The 17,856-nt window shown below is 69.9% G+C and carries 12 protein-coding genes; 5 read left to right on the plus strand and 7 right to left on the minus strand.

What is annotated here, in order from left to right; genetic code table 11:
• Positions 1-106: 106 nt before the first annotated feature.
• Together ABJI51_RS33810 and ABJI51_RS33815 are read right to left on the minus strand one after the other, a co-directional pair.
• Positions 107-1,102, minus strand: coding sequence for an aldo/keto reductase (locus ABJI51_RS33810; RefSeq protein ID WP_348955150.1), 996 nt, complete (start codon positions 1,100-1,102; stop codon positions 107-109).
• A gap of 32 nt (positions 1,103-1,134) precedes the next feature.
• Complete coding sequence (locus ABJI51_RS33815; RefSeq protein WP_348955151.1) at positions 1,135-2,328, minus strand: AGE family epimerase/isomerase; 1,194 nt, start codon at positions 2,326-2,328, stop codon at positions 1,135-1,137.
• Positions 2,329-2,483: 155 nt separating this feature from the next.
• Here ABJI51_RS33815 and ABJI51_RS33820 point away from each other — a divergent pair, with 155 nt between their 5' ends.
• Positions 2,484-3,545 carry a lytic polysaccharide monooxygenase gene (locus ABJI51_RS33820; RefSeq protein WP_348955152.1) on the plus strand — a complete coding sequence of 354 codons (1,062 nt, stop codon included), beginning with the start codon at positions 2,484-2,486 and terminating at the stop codon, positions 3,543-3,545.
• 90 nt (positions 3,546-3,635) lie between these two features.
• Here ABJI51_RS33820 and ABJI51_RS33825 read toward each other — a convergent pair whose 3' ends face one another.
• Positions 3,636-4,619: a LacI family DNA-binding transcriptional regulator gene (locus ABJI51_RS33825; RefSeq protein ID WP_348955153.1), complete on the minus strand. Its 984-nt coding sequence runs from the start codon at positions 4,617-4,619 to the stop codon at positions 3,636-3,638.
• 161 nt (positions 4,620-4,780) lie between these two features.
• On the opposite strand from ABJI51_RS33825, the gene ABJI51_RS33830 reads away from it, so the two are divergent.
• Positions 4,781-6,052, plus strand: a complete 1,272-nt coding sequence (locus ABJI51_RS33830; protein WP_348955154.1) for an ABC transporter substrate-binding protein — start codon at positions 4,781-4,783, stop codon at positions 6,050-6,052.
• Between the two features lie 338 nt (positions 6,053-6,390).
• Here ABJI51_RS33830 and ABJI51_RS33835 read toward each other — a convergent pair whose 3' ends face one another.
• The 4 genes from ABJI51_RS33835 to ABJI51_RS33850 form a co-directional block, all read right to left on the minus strand.
• On the minus strand, positions 6,391-8,211 hold the full coding sequence (locus ABJI51_RS33835) for a glycoside hydrolase family 6 protein (RefSeq protein WP_348955155.1): 1,821 nt from the start codon (positions 8,209-8,211) through the stop codon (positions 6,391-6,393).
• Between the two features lie 30 nt (positions 8,212-8,241).
• Positions 8,242-9,774, minus strand: a complete 1,533-nt coding sequence (locus ABJI51_RS33840; RefSeq protein WP_348955156.1) for a cellulase family glycosylhydrolase — start codon at positions 9,772-9,774, stop codon at positions 8,242-8,244.
• A gap of 10 nt (positions 9,775-9,784) precedes the next feature.
• On the minus strand, positions 9,785-12,703 hold the full coding sequence (locus ABJI51_RS33845; protein ID WP_348955157.1) for a glycoside hydrolase family 48 protein: 2,919 nt from the start codon (positions 12,701-12,703) through the stop codon (positions 9,785-9,787).
• Between the two features lie 753 nt (positions 12,704-13,456).
• Positions 13,457-14,449 (minus strand): LacI family DNA-binding transcriptional regulator, encoded by a 993-nt coding sequence (locus ABJI51_RS33850; protein ID WP_348955323.1) that lies wholly within the window; start codon positions 14,447-14,449, stop codon positions 13,457-13,459.
• Between the two features lie 249 nt (positions 14,450-14,698).
• On the opposite strand from ABJI51_RS33850, the gene ABJI51_RS33855 reads away from it, so the two are divergent.
• The 3 genes from ABJI51_RS33855 to ABJI51_RS33865 are packed head-to-tail and all read left to right on the plus strand — an operon-like array spanning position 14,699 to position 17,854.
• Positions 14,699-16,006, plus strand: coding sequence for an ABC transporter substrate-binding protein (locus ABJI51_RS33855; protein ID WP_348955158.1), 1,308 nt, complete (start codon positions 14,699-14,701; stop codon positions 16,004-16,006).
• Positions 16,007-16,010: 4 nt separating this feature from the next.
• Positions 16,011-17,000 carry a carbohydrate ABC transporter permease gene (locus tag ABJI51_RS33860; protein WP_348955159.1) on the plus strand — a complete coding sequence of 330 codons (990 nt, stop codon included), beginning with the start codon at positions 16,011-16,013 and terminating at the stop codon, positions 16,998-17,000.
• Positions 16,997-17,854 (plus strand): carbohydrate ABC transporter permease, encoded by an 858-nt coding sequence (locus ABJI51_RS33865; protein WP_348955160.1) that lies wholly within the window; start codon positions 16,997-16,999, stop codon positions 17,852-17,854. The genes ABJI51_RS33860 and ABJI51_RS33865 overlap by 4 nt, the downstream gene beginning before the upstream one ends.
• Positions 17,855-17,856 lie beyond the last annotated feature (2 nt).

Raw genomic sequence — 17,856 nt, forward strand, 5'->3', positions numbered from 1 at the left:
GGGGGGGGGGGGGGGGGGGGGGGGGGGGGGGGGGTTGGGGGGGGTTTCTACGGGGGGGCGCCCCCCGCCCCCCCCCCCACGACCGCGGACCGGCGGCAGGTACCCGTCAGCGGCCCAGGATGCGGTCGATTTCGGCCAGTTCCTCGTCGGCGAAGTCGAGGTTCGCGGTGGCGGCGACGGTGTTCTCCAGCTGCGCGACGCTGCTGGCCCCGATCAGCGCCGACGTCACCCGGCCGCGGCGCAGGACCCACGCGATGGCCAGCTGCGCCAGCGTCTGCCCGCGCCGCTTCGCGACGTCGTTCAGCGCGCGGACCGTTGCCAGCGTGTCCTCGGTGATGCGGTCGCGGGTGAGGAACGGGCTCGCGCCCGCTGCCCGCGAACCCTCGGGGACGCCGTCGAGGTAGCGGTCGGTCAGCAGGCCCTGGCTCAGCGGCGAGTAGGCGATCGAGCCAACGCCGTGCTCGTCGAGGGTGTCGAGCAGGCCGTCCTCGACCCAGCGGTCCAGCATCGAGTACCGCGGCTGGTGGATCAGCAGCGGCGTGCCGAGGTCCTTCAGCGCGGCGACGGCGGCGGCCGTCTGCTCGGCAGAGTAGTTGGAGATGCCCGCGTAGAGCGCCTTCCCGGACCGGACCGCGGTGTCGAGGGCACCCACCGTCTCCTCGATCGGCGTCTCCGGGTCCGGGCGGTGCGAGTAGAAGATGTCGAAATAATCCAGGCCGGTGCGCGCGAGGCTCTGGTCGAGGCTGGCGAGCAGGTTCTTGCGCGAGCCCCATTCGCCGTACGGGCCGTCCCACATCAGGTACCCGGCCTTGGACGACACCAGGATCTCGTCGCGGTGGGGCCGGAAGTCGGCGGCGAAGTGCCGCCCGAAGTTGACCTCGGCCGCGCCCGGCGGCGGGCCGTAGTTGTTGGCCAGGTCGAAGTGCGTGACACCGAGGTCGAACGCCCGGCGCAGCACGGCCCGCTGGACGTCGAGGGGCTTGTCGTCCCCGAAGTTGTGCCACAGCCCGAGCGACACGGCGGGCAGCTTCAGCCCGCTGCGCCCGGCCCGCCGGTAGGGCATGCCCGCGTACCGGTCTCCGGCGGCGACGTAAGGCGACATGGTTCTCCTTGTCTGGGAAGGGTCTCGGGAGTTCAGTGTGCGGGCCGGAGCGCGCCCGCGAACGACGCCGCCGGCGGCAGGGACGGCAGCAGCGTCGCCTGGTAGGCGTGGTAGATGTCCGGCTTGCCCGCCCACACCGTCGCGGCCGGACGGTTCCGCGGATCGAGTTCGTGGTGCCACGATCCGAGTTCGGCGTCCACGAAGCACCGCTGCGCGTGGTCGCACCAGGCCGTGAACCGCTCGAGGTACGCCGGGTCGCCCGTCTCCTGGTGCAGGGTCCACGCGGCGGCGATCGCCTCCGCCACGACCCAGTGCAGGCGGGTGCGCACCACCGGCGTCCCGGCGAAGTCCGTGGTGTAGACGAAGCCCGGGTGGCCGTCGACCGCCCAGCCGGTGCGGTCCGCCGCCGCGAACAGGGCACGGGCGTCGGGCAGGAGCCAGTCCGGGGCGCCCTCGCCGAGGGCACGCTTCAGGTGGACCACCAGCCGGGCCCACTCGAAGAGGTGCCCGATCGTCGCGCCGAACGGGCGGAACGGGTGGGCGGGCTCGGCGCGGTTGAACTCCGGGCGCACCCGCCACTGCGGGTCGTAGTGCTCCGGCAGCAGCCAGCCGTGCGCGCGGGCCTCGCCGTGCACCAGCTTGTCCACAATGGACAACGCACGCGCCGCCCAGACGCCGTCGCCGGTGACGTCGGCGGCGGCCAGGAACGCCTCGACGGTGTGCATGTTCGCGTTGGCGCCGCGGTAGTCCTCCAGCCGCGTCCACCCGCGGTCCCAGACGTCGGCCACCAGGCCGGGGCCCGGCTCCCAGAACCGGCGCTCGACGACGTCGAGGGCCTCGGCCAGCAGCGGCTCCGCGCCACCGGCGCCTGCCGCCGCCGCGCTCGCCGCCGCCAGGACGACGAACGCGTGCTCGTAGGCACGCTTGTCCGACAACGTTGTCGACGCGTACCAGCCGCCGTGCTCCGGATCGCGCAGCAGGCCCTTCAGCGCCTCGACGCCGTGGGCGACCTGCTCGCCCGCGTCGGTTCCCTGCAGGGCCGCCAGCGCGAAGACGTGCGTCATGCGGCAGGTGATCCAGGTTTCGACGGGCCGGTCGAGCACCGGGTGCCCGGCGTCGTCGAGCCAGGCGAACCCGCCGCCGGGGTGCGCCGCGCGGGCTGCGAAACCGAGCAGCCGGGCGGGTTCGGCCCGCACCCAGGCGGGTACCGATGACGGACTGTCCACGCTGTCCCTTTCTCGGTGATCGACGACCTCGCCAAGGTAGGCCAAGGCACCCACCGCGCTCACCGCGGGCTGTTCCGGAAGTGACCGGCACCGCGTACCCTGAATGTGAGAGCGCTTCCAGTCTTCGACGCACGCTACCCGACGAAGGGACTGACGTGACCAGGAGACGAAGTATCATTCTCGCCGCCGTCACCGTGCTGCTGGCGAGCCTGACCACCGTCCTGCTGAACACCGGCACGGCCGAGGCGCACGGCGCCATGATGAAACCGGGCAGCCGGACCTTCCTGTGCTGGCGGGACGGGCTCACCTCGACCGGCGAGATCAAGCCGCAGAACCCGGCCTGCGCGGCCGCGGTGAACGTCAGCGGCGCCAACTCGCTGTATAACTGGTTCGGGGTGCTGCGCTCCGACGGGGCCGGGCGCACGCGCGGGTTCATCCCGGACGGGAAGCTGTGCTCGGGCGGGAACCCGAACTACGCGGGCTTCGACGGGGTCGGCGACTGGCCGCTGACCCACCTCACCGCCGGCGCGACGTTCGACTTCTCGTACAACGCGTGGGCTGCCCACCCCGGCTGGTTCTACACGTACGTCACCAAGGACGGCTGGAACCCGAACCAGCCGCTCACCTGGGACTCGCTGGAGGACCAGCCGTTCCTGACGATCGACCACCCGCCGGTGACCGGCCAGGTCGGCACGGTGGACGGCCAGTACAAGTGGAGCGGCGCGCTGCCGTCGAACAAGACCGGCCGCCACATCATCTATTCGGTGTGGAAGCGCTCCGACAGCGCCGAGACGTTCTACGGCTGCTCGGACGTGACGTTCGACGGCGGGCACGGCGAGGTCACCGGCGTGAAGGACCCGAGCACCCCGCCGCCGACCTCGACGACCCCGACGGGCCCGCCCCCGACGGGCGGATCGTGCATGGCGATGTACGCGATCACCAGCACATGGAACGGCGGCTACCAGGCAACGGTGACAGTGATGAACCACGGGACGACGGCGTACACCAGCTGGCAGGCGGGCTGGACCCTGCCCGCGGGCCAGACGGTGGCGAGCGTCTGGAACGGCACGCTGAGCCAGTCGGGCTCGGTGGTGACGGTCCGCAACGCGGACTGGAACGGCCGGATACCCGCGGACGGCGAGACGACGTTCGGCCTGGTGGTGAACGCAACGGGCACCAGCCCGGCCCAGCCGTCCCCGACCTGCCAGGGCAGCTGACCGTCCGTTGTGGACAGAGGAGTGCGCCCCCATGTGGCGTTGGGCGAAACCCATGCCACAATGGGGCGCGGACCCTTTCCAGTGCCGGGCTCAGGAGCGGGCCGGCCCCGTACTCCCCCGCGTCACCAGGCGCGGCCGGGAGGCGCACACGTCGGTGACCTCCTCCCCCGCCACCAGATCGCGCACCATCGCGGCCGCGAGGCTGCCCAGTTCCGCGAGCGGGCGGCGGACCGCCGACAGGGCCGGGCGGACCAGGCGGCACAGCGGTGAGTCCTCCCAGGACACCACCGACACGTCGCCCGGCACCGCCAGGCCGAGTTCGCGGGCCGCCGCCAGTGCCGCCACCGCCAGGACGTCCGTGTCGCACACCAGTGCCGTCGGCGGCCGGGGTCCGGTCAGGACTCGTTGGGTCACGCCGGGTCCCGCCTCGGCGGTCCGTCCTGTGTGGACGGTCCCCGCCGAAAGGCCCAGCCTGCCCGCCGCCGCGGTGAACGCCTCCGCGCGGGCCCGCGGGTGGGCGAACGCCGCCTGGCCGGCGATCCGGACCACGCGGCGGTGCCCGAGCGCGGCCAGGTACTCGAGCATCTCGGCCGCCGCCACGCCGTCGTCGACCCACACCGACGGGACGCCCGGGTGGTCCAGCGGCCCGCCGAGCACCACCGCGGGCAGCCCGATGCCGGGCAGCTCGGCCGCGCACCCCGGACCGGCCAGCAGCACGCCGTCGACCTTCCGCTCGCCGCGCCAGCGGCGGTGCACCGCCAGCTCCGCGTCGAGGTCCGGCACCACCTGCAGCAGCAGCGACGCCGGGCCGAGTCCCTCGAGCAACGCCGTCAGGAACGGCTCCGCGCCGAGGACGTCCGGCGGCCGGTCGAGCACCAGGCCGATCGCGCCCGCCCGCCCACCGGACAGCGCCCGCGCGGTGCTGCTCGGTGCCCAGCCCAGCTCGCGGGCGATTTCGGTGATCCGCTGCCGGGTCGCTTCGGAGACGCCGGGGCGGCCGTTGAGCGCGTAGGAGACCGCGCCCTTGGAGACGCCCGCCTCCCGGGCGATGTCGGTGATCGTCGGACGCTTCATCGCACCCCTTCGTCGCACCTCACAGGCCCGGGCACGCGGTGCGTGTCCGCCCGGACACCCGCAGTCGCCCATCTTGACACCCGGATGGCCCGGAACGAGACTCCCTCCCGGGAGCGCTCCCAACCTGCGGGGAGTGCTCCGCTACCGGGGAGGGCTCGCCGATGAGACAGATCCGAAGACGGCTGGCCTGTGCCGCCGCCACCGTCGCCGTGGCCCTGACCGGTGCGTGCGGGCCGGACACGCCGGAGAAGATGACGCTCACGCTGGCGACGTTCGGGCAGTTCGGCTACGACGACCTGCTCCCCGGCTACGAGTTCACCCATCCCGGGATCACCGTCCGCCTGGTCCGCGCCGAGCAGGGCGGACCGTACCACCAGGACCTGCTCTCGAAACTGGAGAAGGGCGAGCAGCTGGCCGACATCCAGGCCGTCGAGGAGGGTCACCTCGCCGACGTGCTGGCCCACTCCGACAAGTTCGCCGACCTGGCCAAGATCGGCCCCGCCGACGTCAAGCCCGGCCGCTGGCTGGAGTGGAAGTACGAAGCGGGCCGCAGCAAGGACGGCAAGCTCGTCGGCTACGGCACCGACATCGGCCCGCTCGCCATGTGCTACCGCAAGGACCTGCTCGAAGCGGCCGGGCTGCCCACCGACCCCGGCTCGGTGAAGACCATGTTCGCCACCTGGGACAGCTACTTCAAGGCAGGCGACCGGTACGTCAAGCGCTCGCACGGCAAGGCGTGGTTCGACTCCTCGGCGCAGACGTTCAACGCCATGGTCAACCAGCTCCCGGTCGGCTACCTCGACCGCGACGACCACTCGACGCTGGAGACGAACGCCGCGCTGAAGGACGCGTGGGACCAGGTCACCGGCGCGGTGAAGCAGGGACAGTCGGCCGGGCTCACCGCCTTCGCCGAAGACGGCAACGCCGGCCTGCGCACCGGGGCCTTCGCGACCAAGGTCTGCCCGTCGTGGATGCTCGGGATCATCGAGCAGGAAGCCGGGATCGGCAACGCGGGCAAGTGGGCCATCACCGACACGTTCCCCGACGGCGGCGGCAACTGGGGCGGCTCGTACCTCACGGTGCCGTCCTCCAGCCCGCACCAGAAGGAGGCCGCCGCGCTCGCGGCCTGGCTGACCGCGCCGGAGCAGCAGCTGCACGCGTTCCGGGTCAGCGGCAACTTCCCCAGCCAGGTCGACGCGTTCACCTCCCCCGACCTGCTCAGCGAGATGAACAGCTACTTCGGCGGCGCGCTGATCGGGCAGGTGTTCGCCGCACAGGCCCGCAAGGTCGGCAAGCCCCAGTACAAGGGCCCGGGCGACGGCAAGATCCAGGAGACGGTGATCGCGCCCGCACTGCGCTCGGTCGAGCAGGGCGCCGACCCGGCCGCGGTCTGGCAGCAGGTCATCCTCGGCGTACACCGCGTCGTCCCCTGAGACAGGCGGCACGACGGAACCGGGCAACGTGACCGGCATGCTTCACCCGCCCAACGATCGGCCGAACAAAGCACCAACCCCACCCCGGTTTGGCAGCAGGTCATCCTCGGCGTACACCGCGTCGTCCCCTGAGACAGGCGGCACGACGGAACCAGGCAACGTGACCGGCATGCTTCACTCCTCCGCCCGCGACGGGTGACGAGAAGGTCCGGCCCCGGCCCACGACGGGCCGGGGCCGGATCGGCTTCCGCTTGGACCTCGATTCCCCACGGGATCGCGGTCCGGGTTGGACCCCGGGCCGGACGGCGGCTGCGCTGCACCGCCCGGCCCGGGAATTCTCACTGCACCGGCGGGTAGGCGTTCTGGACCAGCTGCTCGAACTGGGCCTCGAACCACTTGCCGGACAGCGGGGCGTTCGGCAGCGCACCGGTCAGGTTGCCGCCGTTGGCCTGCTCACTGCCGTGGAAGGTCGGGTCGCACATCGGGTCCGCGCCCTTGCCTTCGTCGTTGGGGATCTGCTGGCTCGCGCCGTCGGACTCGCCCGGCGGCTTGATCCACACGTACGCGTCGAAGTGCGCCGCCGGGGACGCCGTGGGCCGCACGCCCAGGCCCGCCCCGCTCTGGTTGCACCAGTTGCCGCGGTGCAGGCGCCGGTCGATCCGGCCCGAGTCGACGTAGGCGTCCACAGTGGACCCCGAGGCGCCGGTGGGCCGGGCCGCGCCGCCCCAGCCGTTGCGGGAGGTGTCGACCAGCATGCCGATTCCGCTCGGCAGGCCCGCCGCGACGAACGCGTTGTACATCGCCGTGGCGAACGGCACCTCGGCGAAGTACGGGTTCCACTGGTAGAACTTCGCCGACTTCAGCTGCTGGCCACCGATCGTCAGGCTCGGGTCCGGCAGGTTCGGCTCGGTCAGCGGGGTGTAGTTCGCCGTGTCGCTGATGAACCCGTCGACGCTGTTCACCCCGGCCGTGGTGCCCTGGAGCATCTGCTTGACCAGGTTGACGAACGGGCCGAAGTTGCTGTCCCAGCCCAGCCACGCCGAGTGCGCGATGTCCAGGTAGTTGTACACGTTGGGAATCGCGTGCAGCTTGTTCAGCGCGTACTGGATGCCCTGGACGTACGCCCCGCTCGACTGTGCCTCCGCGCACTTGGGCGTCGAGGTGTTGGTGATCAGGTTGGGCAGCGAGTCCGGCTCGACGACCGCCACGATCCGCAGCGGCGCGTACTTCGGGTCGGCCATGATCGACGCGATCGGGTCGATGTACTCGCTCTTGTACCGGGCCAGGCCGTTCTGGGCGACCTGCAGCTCACCGTTGGACGCCAGCGCCGCGCAGTCGCGGTTCGGCAGGTCGTACACGACGATCTGGATGGTCACCGGCGTGCCGCCGGTCGACTGGGCCAGCGCCGCGTCGAGGTGCCCGCGCAGGCCGCGCGAGTCCGCGGTCCCGGTGATCGCCGCGATCCGGTCCAGCCACACCGCGGTCGAGGTGTTGGCCACCTTGGCCATCTGGGCGCCGAGCGTGCCGCCCTTGGCCGCGGCGGCCGCGCTCACCTGACCCGACCAGTCCGGGTTCACGTAGCCCTTCGCCCCGGCGTACGGGTTCTCCACGTGCGTGCCCGGCTGGGTCGGCGTGGTCGTGGTCGTCGGGACGCTCGTCGAGGTGGACGTGGTCGGCGAGGTGGTCAGCGTGGTGGGCGTCGTCGGGGTCGTGGTCGGGCCGGTGGTGCCGTCACACGTGACCCCGTTGAGCGTGAACGACGCCGGGATGTCGTTCGTGCCCGAGTACGAGCCGTTGAAGCCGAAGCTGGCCGTGCCGTTCGCGCCGATCGACCCGCTCCACGACGGGTTCTTCGCGCTGACGTGCTTGCCGGACTGGCTGAACGTGGCGCTCCAGCCCTGCTGCACCTGCTGGTTGCCCCCGAAGTTCCATTCCAGGTTCCAGCCGGACGTGATCGGGTCGCCCAGGTTGGTCACGGTGATGTTGGCGGTGAAGCCGGTGTCCCACTGGTTGACCGTGTAGGCGACCTTGCAGCCGGCGGCGGCGCCGGCGGGGCTGCCGCCGGCCACCAGCAGGCCGGCCACGACGGCCCCGGCCGTCACCGAGGACGCCACGGCGAGCCGTGACTTCCTCTTGGCGGACCAGAAATCACTCTTCATCGAGTGCGCTCCTTCGTGTTTCGGTGTGGATCAGGTGGTGCACGCGGTCGCGCCGACGGCGAAACCGCTGGGGGTGCCGGTCGCGGCACCGGTGGCCTGGATGCCGATCGCCACCGAGGCGCCGGCGGCCAGGTCGGGTGCCCAGGCGGGGGCCTTGGCGGTGGCCTGCGAGCCGGTCTGGGTGACCGTCGCGTTCCAGCCGCCGGTGATCTGCGTGCCGGCCGGGACGGTCCAGCCGAGCGCCCAGTTCTTCAGCGCCGCCGACGCCGTGTTCTTCAACGTCACGGTGGCGGTGAAGCCGCCTTGCCAGGTGTTGTCGACGTGGTAGGTGACCGCACACCCCGCGGGCGGCGGCGGGTCGCCCGTGCCGCCGCCCGATCCCGACGGCGGGATCAGGTACGGCTGCAGGATCGCCTGCTTGGCCTGGTTGACCGTGGTCCAGTCGTCGTTGAGGATGCCGCCGGTGTCCCCGGAGTTCGGGTTCCACGACCAGTACGTGAAGCTCATCCCGGTCGGCCCGGTGCCGGTGTACTTCATCAGCTCCTGCAGCCACACCTTGTCGCGCGGGTCGGCGAGCGTGGTGCCGAACTCGCCGAGCAGCACCGGCGCGATGTTCTGCTTCTGGAGGTAGCCGAAGAAGTGGTCCCACAGCGCGGGCAGGTTCGCCGGGAACGCCGGATCGGAGAACCACTTCTGGGCGAACACCGACGTCGCGTACTCGTGCGCCGAGTACACCAGCTTGTCCGGTTTGGACAGTCGCACCGGGAACTGCTTCGCCCCGGACAGGTTGCCACCCCACCAGCCGCACTGCGGGTCGCCGGTGCCGCTGACGCAGTCGACGCCTTCGACCACGATCAGCCAGTCCGGGTTGGCCGCCAGCACGGCGTTGCCTGCCCGCTCGGCGGCGAGCCGCCAGTCGGTCGCGGTGTCGCCGCAGCCCCAGCACGCCCCGCCGCCACCCTGGATGGAGTGCGGTTCGTTGTGCAGGTCGGCGCCGATCACCGTGGGGTTGCCCTTGTAGTGCTGGGCCAGCATCGTCCAGTCGGAGATCCACCGGCTTTCGGAGTACGCGCCGGTGTACCAGAGCGGGGACTGCGCGCCCGCGTCCGGCCGGTGCCGGTCGAGGAGCACGCGCATGCCCTTCGTGCCGGCGTAGGCGACGATCTTGTCCAGCACCTGCAGGCCGGACAGGCCCTGCAGGTCCGGGTTCGCCACCTGGTCGATGCTGACCGGCTTGGAGCCGGCGTCGAACAGCTGGTTCGAGTACGGCAGCCGCAGCGTGTTGTAGCCGAGGCCGGCCATCTGGTCCAGCATGTCCTTGTAGTTGCGGCTCCACAGGCCGTGCGGCGAGTAGTTGGCCGTCTCCGCGCCGAACCAGTTGATCCCGGTCATCCGGACCGGCGTGCCGGTCGCGTCGACCAGCTGGGAGCCACTGGCGTGCCAGAACCCGGTGCCGGTCCCGGCTGCGGCTTGCGTGGCCGGCGGGGCCGCGGTGGCCGGGGACGCCGTCAGAACGGCGCCCCCGGCCAGTGCGGCGACCACCAAGGCGAGCAGTCGCTTCATTGCGTGCCTCTCAGCCGAACAGGTCCACGTGCGCGGCGAACGCCGTGGCGATCTCCGACTGCGCCCAGAACCGGTGGTAGGTGAACGTCGGCGCGGCGCCGCCGTCCAGATAGGCCTGGACCTTCGGCCACTGCGGGTCGTTCTTGTAGAAGGACCGGATCGACAGGAACGTGGAGTTCGCGTTGATCGGGTCGCCGTTGGGCATGGTGCCCGTCCAGCCCGACGGGATGTACAGCCCCTGGTCGGTGCTCGCGTTGTACTTGTCGTCGAACCGGTCGTAGTCCGACCGGGTCTCCGGCACCGCGATGCCCTTGGCGTCGGTGTTGGCCGACAGGGCGTTCAGCAGCTGCTCACCCACCGTCTTCGCCTGGGCGTTGCCGGACCCCGACGCGTAGTACAGCAGCGTCTTGGCCAGCGAGGCCGCGACCCCGACGTCCTGGCTGAAGTTCTTCACCGCGACGTGCAGGCCGGTGTTCGCGCCGGGGCTGGTGGCGTTCCAGGTGTCCGGCGCGCCGCTCCAGGTCAGGTCGGACGGGATCTGGAAGCTGCCGCCCGCGCCGACCGTGGTGTTGGCGATGGCCCACGGAACCCACTTGTCGAGGATCTTCTTCGCCCGGGCGTCCTTGGTCGCCTGGTAGTACTCGGCGATCCGCTCCATGCCCCAGGTCTGGAAACCGAACCACTGGTTGCTCGGCGGGTCGTGCCAGACCGGCTGCCAGTCGTAGAACATCCCGTAGAACGTCGGCGTGCCCGCGGGCGGCGTGCCGTACTGGCCGTCCCAGCTGTTCGTCGCACCACCGGCGAGAGCGCCTTCGGACGACTGCAGCCACTGCAGGAACTCCAGCTGACGGCCGAGGCTGGTCGCCCAGTCGCTCGCGCCGGTCGCCGAGGTGACCTTCAGGCCCGGGTCCGCCGACAGGGCGTACGCCGCCAGCGGGTTCTGGTAACCCTGGTGCGCCGCGCCGTCCCCGATCCGCCACGCCCACGCGCTGGACGTGTCGGCCGAGCCACCCCACGCGTAGTACCACGAGATGAGGTAGTGCTCGCTGTCCTTGCCGGTACCGGCCGGGCAGCTCGCCGCGCCGACGCAGTTGCCGATCTTCTTGAAGTACTTGTCGAACAGCGAGTACCGCAGGTAGTCGCCCATCTTCGACGCCTTCTTGACCACCGCGGCGATGTCGGCACTCTTGCCCTGCGCCTGCGCCCACTTCTGGGCCTGGAAGGCCACCTGCACGACCCGGGCGTCCGCGTCGGGGGCGTCGGTGTACTTCCACTGCTTCGCGTAGGAGGAGTCACCGGTGAACAGGTCGAGGTACCCGTTCTTGCCACCGAACTTCATCAGGTCACAGCTCGGCTGGGTCACCGTTTCCCAGACCGACTCCTGCGAGCCGCGCTGGAAGGTGTTGATGAACGCCGGCGCCGTGTTCGTCCCGTCCTCGCAGTGCCCGAACTTGTAGATGTTGTCCACGTCCAGCAGCCAGTGCATGCCGTAGACGTCCGGGTTGCCGTACGCGGCCTTCAGTTCCGCCGCGATCGGGTCGCTGCCGACGGAGACGTTGGTCTGCAACGGCGACGGGTAGGACTTCGGGCTCGGGTACTCCGCCGCGTAGGTGGCGGGCTTGCTCGCGTTGTACCCGCTGTTGGTCGGCTGGTCGGCCGCGGACGGGATCGCGTACGTCTCGATCGAGGTCCACGCCTGGTTGAACGGAGCCCAGTCCCCGGTCACCCGCCCGTAGGACGCCTCCAGCCACAAGTAGTAGCTGAACGCCTCCGACGTCGTCTCGTGCCCGTGATCCGGCGCCTCCACGATCAACGTCTCGATCGAGTGGTACGGCACCAGGATGTTCCCGAACTTCCGGAAATACCCGTTGTTCGGATCCTTGATCTTGTTGTACTGCGTCAGGAACGCCAGCTGATAATCCGACGTCGACGACGAAATCTCGTTCACCGTCACCGTCGCCGCCGTGTACCCGCTACTGGACGCGGTGAAGGTCGCGGAACCCAGCGCACCCCCGTTGTCCGCGCTGGTCACCGTGACGTTCTGCGGCACGTTCCAGTTCGACGTCGTGAACGTCAGGCTCACCGGGCTCGCCGTCAGATCCGTGCTGCCCGCCGTCCGCGCCACCGCCACCGTCACCGGCGCCGACGGCGCACCCGCCAGCGACACCGCGAACGTCGTCGTGCCGCCCTGCTTGACCTGCGCCGTCGCCGGAGACGCCACAATCGTCGGCCCCGACAGCACCTTCACACTCACCGGCGACGACGTGGCGCTCGCGCCCTTGTTGTCATACGCCTTCGCCGTGATCGCATACGTCCCCGCCGGAACATTGCCCCAGCTGCCCTCGAACGGCGCCGCCGTGTCCGTCGCCAGCAACGTGTCCCCGGCATAGAACTCGACCTTGCTCACCGTGCCGTCACTGTCCGCCGCCGTCGCCGCCAACGGAATCGTCGCCGGCGCGTAATACGTCCCCGTCGACGACGGCGAAGTCAGCGTGACCGTCGGCGCCTTGTTCGCACCCGTGCACGCGGTGCCGTTCACGGAAAAGTCTGTGGGTGGGCGGTTGGCCGAGCCCTTCGAGCCGTTGAACCCGAACGACGTGCTCGCACCCGTGTCCAGATGACCGTTGTAAGAGAGGTTCGACGCGGTCACCGCGGGGCCGTTCTGGGCGAAGCTGGCGCTCCAGCCCTGCTGGACCTTCTGACCGTCCAGGAACGTCCAGCCGACCTTCCAGCTGTCCAGCGGCGCACCGTCGTTGCGCAGCGACACGTTCGCGGTGAACCCGGTGTCCCAGTCATTGGTGGTGTAGGTGACCGAACAGGCGATATCGGCGCCGAGCGCCGGGGGTGGAGCGACCACCGCGCCCGCGGCGGCCAGCACGGCCGAGGCCAGTGCCAGCGTGCGGGCGCGTTTTCGAGGAGAGGAACGCATGGCTGCGGAACTCCTTTGTCCATGGGGAGCCAGCGGTCTGGGAGCGCTTCCAGAACGCAGACGGTAGCCAGCGGGAAACCTGGATGTAAAGAATCGAGTCAGAAGGACACCGCGGCCACGGACGTCACACCTGCGCGGGCGGCGAACGACTGCCTGCTGAACACTCCTGAACGGACCCACACGAAAGTGGCTCCGTCACCCGTTCAGCCCAGCCACATGGACACGGTGAGTATCGAGAGAACGCCGTTTAGCGCCAACCGCGTACATCTGAACGGGAACGCTCCCACCCACCGGGGCACCCCGCGTCGACGGTCCGGGTGAACCCGGGTACTGAACGTTTCATTCGGGATTCAGCCGTGTTCAGCCGGGCATCACACGTGCGGGAAGGGGCATCACGCGTGATTCGCGGGGCATCACGCCGATGCCTCCCGGATCACGCAAGATGCCCCTCCAGACACACGCGATGCCCCTCCAATCACGCGCGATGTCCCTCCAATCACGCGCGATGCCCTCCGGACACACGAGCCGACCCTCCAGGCACGCGAGTCGACCCTCCAAGTACGCGAACCGACCCTCCAGGTACGCGAGTCGACCCTCCAGACACGCGTGTCGACCCTCCAGACACGCGTGTCGACCCTTCAATCACGCGAGTCGACCCTTCAATCACGCGTGTCGGCCTTTCGTCCCGCGGGGCCCGGCCGTCCCGCGGGGACGGAAGGGTCGACACGCGTGATCAGGGAGTCGACACGCGGGTCAGCTGGAGGCGCGGACCGTCAGGGAGACCGGGAGGATCTGCTGCCGCGGCTTCAGGTTCTGGTCGGCCAGCAGCTGCATGAGGGTCTCCACCATCGCGTGGACCTGCTCGCGGGGGTCCTGGTGGACCGACGTCAGGGGCGGGTCCATGGCCGGGGCGAGGGTCGCGTTGTCGTCGAAGCTGACCACCGCCACGTCCTCCGGGATGCGGCGGCCCGCCGCGTCGAGGGTGCGCAGTGCTCCCACCGCCATCATGTCGCTCGCGACGAACACCGCGTCGAGGTCCGGGTGGCGGGACAGCAGCGCGGACATCGCGTTCGCACCTCCAGACAGCGTGAAGTCGGCCTCTTCGGCCAGGTCGGCCGGGTCGAGGCCGGCGTTGAGCAGGGTCTTGCGCCAGCCGGCGAGCCGGTCTATCGGGGCGCTCTGGTCCTGCGGGCCCGCGACCGTGGCGATCCGCCGCCGTCCGGACGCGACCAGGTGCTCGACAGCCAGCCGGGCGCCACCCTCGTTGTCGAAGTCGACGACGTGGACGCCGCGGCGGATGCCGGCCGCCTGGCCGCCGAACACCACCGGGATGCGCAGCAGGCGCAGTGCCTTGGGCAGCGGGTCGGCGCGGTGCGGGGCGAAGACGAGCGCGCCGTCGACGTGCCCGCCCTCGAGGAACCGGACGGTCTTGCTCAGGTCCTCGCGCGTGTCGCTGAAGATCAGCACCATCTGGCGGCCGACGTCGGCCAGCTCCCGGTAGCCGGCCTTCATGACGGCGGTGCGGTAGTGGTCGAGGAGCAGGTCCTCCGGCTCCGACAGCACCACCGCGACCGCACCGGTACGGCGCGTGACCAGCGACCGCGCCGCCTGGTTCGGGGAATACCCCAGGTCGCGCGCGGCGGTCAGGACCTTCTCGCGCGCCGCCGCGCTGACGTACGCGTCGTCGTTCAACGCCCGCGACGCCGTCGACCGTGACACCCCGGCGAACGCCGCGACGTCCTCCAGCGTCGGCCGTTCTTCATCCCCTGCTCGAGGCCCCACGGCACCGCCCTCGCTCACCACAACCACCCGGACGTCGACAGCTTAACGGTCACGCAGGGCGATGTCCGGGAGCGCTCCTCGCAGGAAACGCTCCGGTTACGAACCCTTGACACCGGTGGGGGCCCCCAGCAGACTCTGCCACACCTGGGAGCGCTCCCAGATAGGCTCCCAGCAGTGAGAGCGCTCATTCCCGTCAACAAGGTGGTTGGACACGTGAGAACGATGCGGAACGGCCTGGTCCTGGCACTGGGCATCACGATGACGGCGCTCGGCGCCTCGGCGTGCAGCGGGGGCGGTGACCAGCAGCAGACGCCGGCCGCGGCGGCCCCGAACGAGCACGTCGAGCTGACGCTGGCGACCTTCACCGAGTTCGGCTACGAGGCCCTTCTCCCGGAATACGAGCGGCTGCACCCCAACATCAAGATCACCCACCGCAAGACCGGGCAGGGCGGCCCCTACCACGAGGACCTGATCACCAAGCTGGCCGCGGGCTCGGGCCTGGCCGACGTGACCGCGGTCGAGGAGGGCCACCTGTCCGACGTCCTGGACAAGGGCTCGAAGTTCAACGACCTGAGCAAGATCGGCCCGTCCGACGTCACCCCGGACCGCTGGCTGCCCTGGAAGTACGACGCCGCCAAGACCAAGGACGGCAAGGTCATCGGCTACGGCACCGACATCGGCCCGCTGGCCATGTGCTACCGCAAGGACATGTTCAAGGCCGCCGGCCTGCCTGACGACCCCGAGGCCGTCAAGCCGCTGTTCGCCACCTGGGACAGCTACTTCGCCGCCGGCGCCGACTTCGTGAAGAAGTCGAACGGCAAGGCCTGGTTCGACTCGGCCGCGCAGAACTTCAACGCCATGGTCAACCAGCTGCCCGAGGGCTACATCAACACCGACGACAAGCTCGCCGTCGAGAACAACCAGGGCATCAAGGACGCCTGGGCCAAGGTCACCGACGCGGTCGCCAAGGGCGAGTCGGCCAAGCTCACCGCGTTCAGCAACGAGTGGAACACCGGCTTCGCGCAGGGCGCCTTCGCCACGAAGGTGTGCCCGGCCTGGATGCTCGGTGTCATCAAGGAGCACGCGGGCCCGGCGAACGCCGGCAAGTGGGCGGTCACCGCGGCCTTCCCCGGCGGCGGCGGCAACTGGGGCGGCTCGTACCTGACCGTCCCGACCCAGTCGAAGCACCCGAAGGAGGCCGCCGAGCTCGCGGCCTGGCTGACCGCCCCGGAGCAGCAGATCAAGGCGTTCCAGGCCAAGGGCACCTTCCCGAGCCAGGTCAAGGCGCTCACCGACCCCGCGCTGCTGAGCAAGACCGACGACTACTTCGGCGGCACGAAGGTCGGCGAGCTGTTCGCCGAGCAGGCCAAGAAGGTCCAGAAGCCGCAGTACAAGGGCCCGGGCGACGGCCAGATCCAGGAGAACGCGACCATGCCGGCCCTGCAGGCGGTCGAGCAGGGCAAGCCGGCGGCGGAAGCCTGGCAGCAGCTCGTCGACGCCGCGAAGAAGATCACGCGCTGAACCGATGACCGTCCTCGACAAGGTCGCGCCAGAAGGGAGTAAGGCCGGGGAGCGAGTGTCTCCCCGGCCCACCTTCCGTCACCGGTTGAGCCGGTGGGACGTCAAGGTCTCGCCGTACCTCTACATCGCGCCGTTCTTCATCGTCTTCGGGATCGTCGGGCTGTTCCCGCTGATCTACACCGCCTACGTGTCGTTGTTCAAGTGGAAGGCGGGCGACGACGAGCCCGACTTCATCGGCCTCGACAACTACAAGGAGCTGTTCTCCGACTCGCAGTTCTGGAACGCGCTGACCAACACGGTCAGCATCTTCCTGCTGTCCAGTGTCCCGCAGATCATCATCGCGGTGATGCTGGCGGCGCTGCTCGGTGCCCGGCTGCGCGGGGCGACGGGCTGGCGGGTCGGCATCCTGCTGCCGTACGCGGCCAGCCTGGTCGCCATCGGCATCATCTTCGCCAACCTGTTCGGCCCGAAGTACGGGCTGGTCAACGGCGTGCTGCAGACCCTCGGGCTGGACCCGGTCGACTGGCAGGCCAGCCGGTTCGGCAGCCACGTGGCGATCGCGATCATGGTCAACTGGCGCTGGACGGGCTACAACGCCCTGATCGTGCTGGCGGCCATGCAGGCCATCCCCAAGGAGCTGCACGAGGCGGCGCTGATCGACGGCGCGGGCATGTGGCGCCGGTTCTTCAACGTCACCCTGCCGCTGCTCAAGCCCACGCTGATCTTCGTCACCATCACCTCGACGATCGGCGGCCTGCAGATCTTCACCGAGCCGAAGCTGTTCGACGCCCAGCCGGGGTCCAACAACGGCGGTTCGACCAACCAGTTCCAGACCGTGACGCTGTACCTGTACCAGACGGCGTTCCAGAACGCCAGCCTCGGCTACGCCTCGGCGATCGCCTGGGTGCTGTTCGTGATCATCGTGCTCATCGCGCTGGTGAACTTCTTCCTCACCGGCCGGATCGCCCGTACCCCGGCGGTGAAGAAGAAATGACCACACTCCAGAGTGGACTGCGCAAGAGCGTCGCCACGCTCGGCAAGCCACGCAAGGCGACCTACGTCGTGCTGGCGATCTTCGTGCTCGGTTCGCTGTTCCCGTTCTACTGGTCGTTCCTGGTGGCCAGCCGGGACAACGCGATGCTCGGCCAGCGGATCCCGCCGTTCCTGCCGGGTGGCAACTTCTTCGCCAACGCCGCCCGGGTGTTCGACACCGTGCCGTTCTGGAAGGCACTGGCCAACAGCGTCATCGTGTCCGGCACGGTGACGCTGACGACGGTGCTGTTCTCCTCGCTGGCCGGGTTCGCCTTCGCGAAACTGCGGTTCCGTGGCCGCAACGGGCTGTTCGTGTTCATCGTCGTCACGCTGGCGGTGCCCACCCAGCTCGGCATCATCCCGCTGTTCATCGCGATGTCGGAACTGGGCTGGGCGGGCAGCCTGACGGCGGTGATCGTGCCGAACCTGGTCACCGCGTTCGGTGTGTTCTGGATGCGTCAGTACACAGTGGACGCTCTGCCGTACGAGCTCATCGAGGCCGCGCGCGTCGACGGCTGCAGCATGATCCGGATCTTCTGGAACGTCTGCCTGCCCGCCGTGCGCCCGGCCGCGGCGATCCTCGCGATGTTCACGTTCATGATGTCCTGGAACGACTTCCTGTGGCCGCTGGTGGTCCTGGACGCGGGCAACCCCACCGTCCAGGTGGCTCTGGAAAAGCTGCAGAGCGGCTACTACGTCGATTACTCCCTGGTGCTGGCCGGCACGACCCTGGCCACCATCCCGATCCTCATCGTCTTCGTCCTCCTCGGCCGCCAGATCGTGGCCGGGATCATGCAAGGTGCCGTGAAAGGGTGAAC

This window comes from Amycolatopsis melonis (assembly GCF_040064235.1).
Taxonomy (GTDB): domain Bacteria; phylum Actinomycetota; class Actinomycetes; order Mycobacteriales; family Pseudonocardiaceae; genus Amycolatopsis; species Amycolatopsis melonis.

Excerpts from the sequence above, each read along its gene's own strand:
- ABJI51_RS33860 (WP_348955159.1), top strand. The coding sequence starts at position 16,011 with ATGACCGTCCTCGACAAGGTCGCGCCAGAAGGGAGTAAGGCCGGGGAG.
- ABJI51_RS33845 (WP_348955157.1), bottom strand. The coding sequence starts at position 12,703 with ATGCGTTCCTCTCCTCGAAAACGCGCCCGCACGCTGGCACTGGCCTCG.
- ABJI51_RS33825 (WP_348955153.1), bottom strand. The coding sequence starts at position 4,619 with ATGAAGCGTCCGACGATCACCGACATCGCCCGGGAGGCGGGCGTCTCC.
- ABJI51_RS33835 (WP_348955155.1), bottom strand. The coding sequence starts at position 8,211 with ATGAAGAGTGATTTCTGGTCCGCCAAGAGGAAGTCACGGCTCGCCGTG.
- ABJI51_RS33840 (WP_348955156.1), bottom strand. The coding sequence starts at position 9,774 with ATGAAGCGACTGCTCGCCTTGGTGGTCGCCGCACTGGCCGGGGGCGCC.
- ABJI51_RS33830 (WP_348955154.1), top strand. The coding sequence starts at position 4,781 with ATGAGACAGATCCGAAGACGGCTGGCCTGTGCCGCCGCCACCGTCGCC.
- ABJI51_RS33865 (WP_348955160.1), top strand. The coding sequence starts at position 16,997 with ATGACCACACTCCAGAGTGGACTGCGCAAGAGCGTCGCCACGCTCGGC.
- ABJI51_RS33810 (WP_348955150.1), bottom strand. The coding sequence starts at position 1,102 with ATGTCGCCTTACGTCGCCGCCGGAGACCGGTACGCGGGCATGCCCTAC.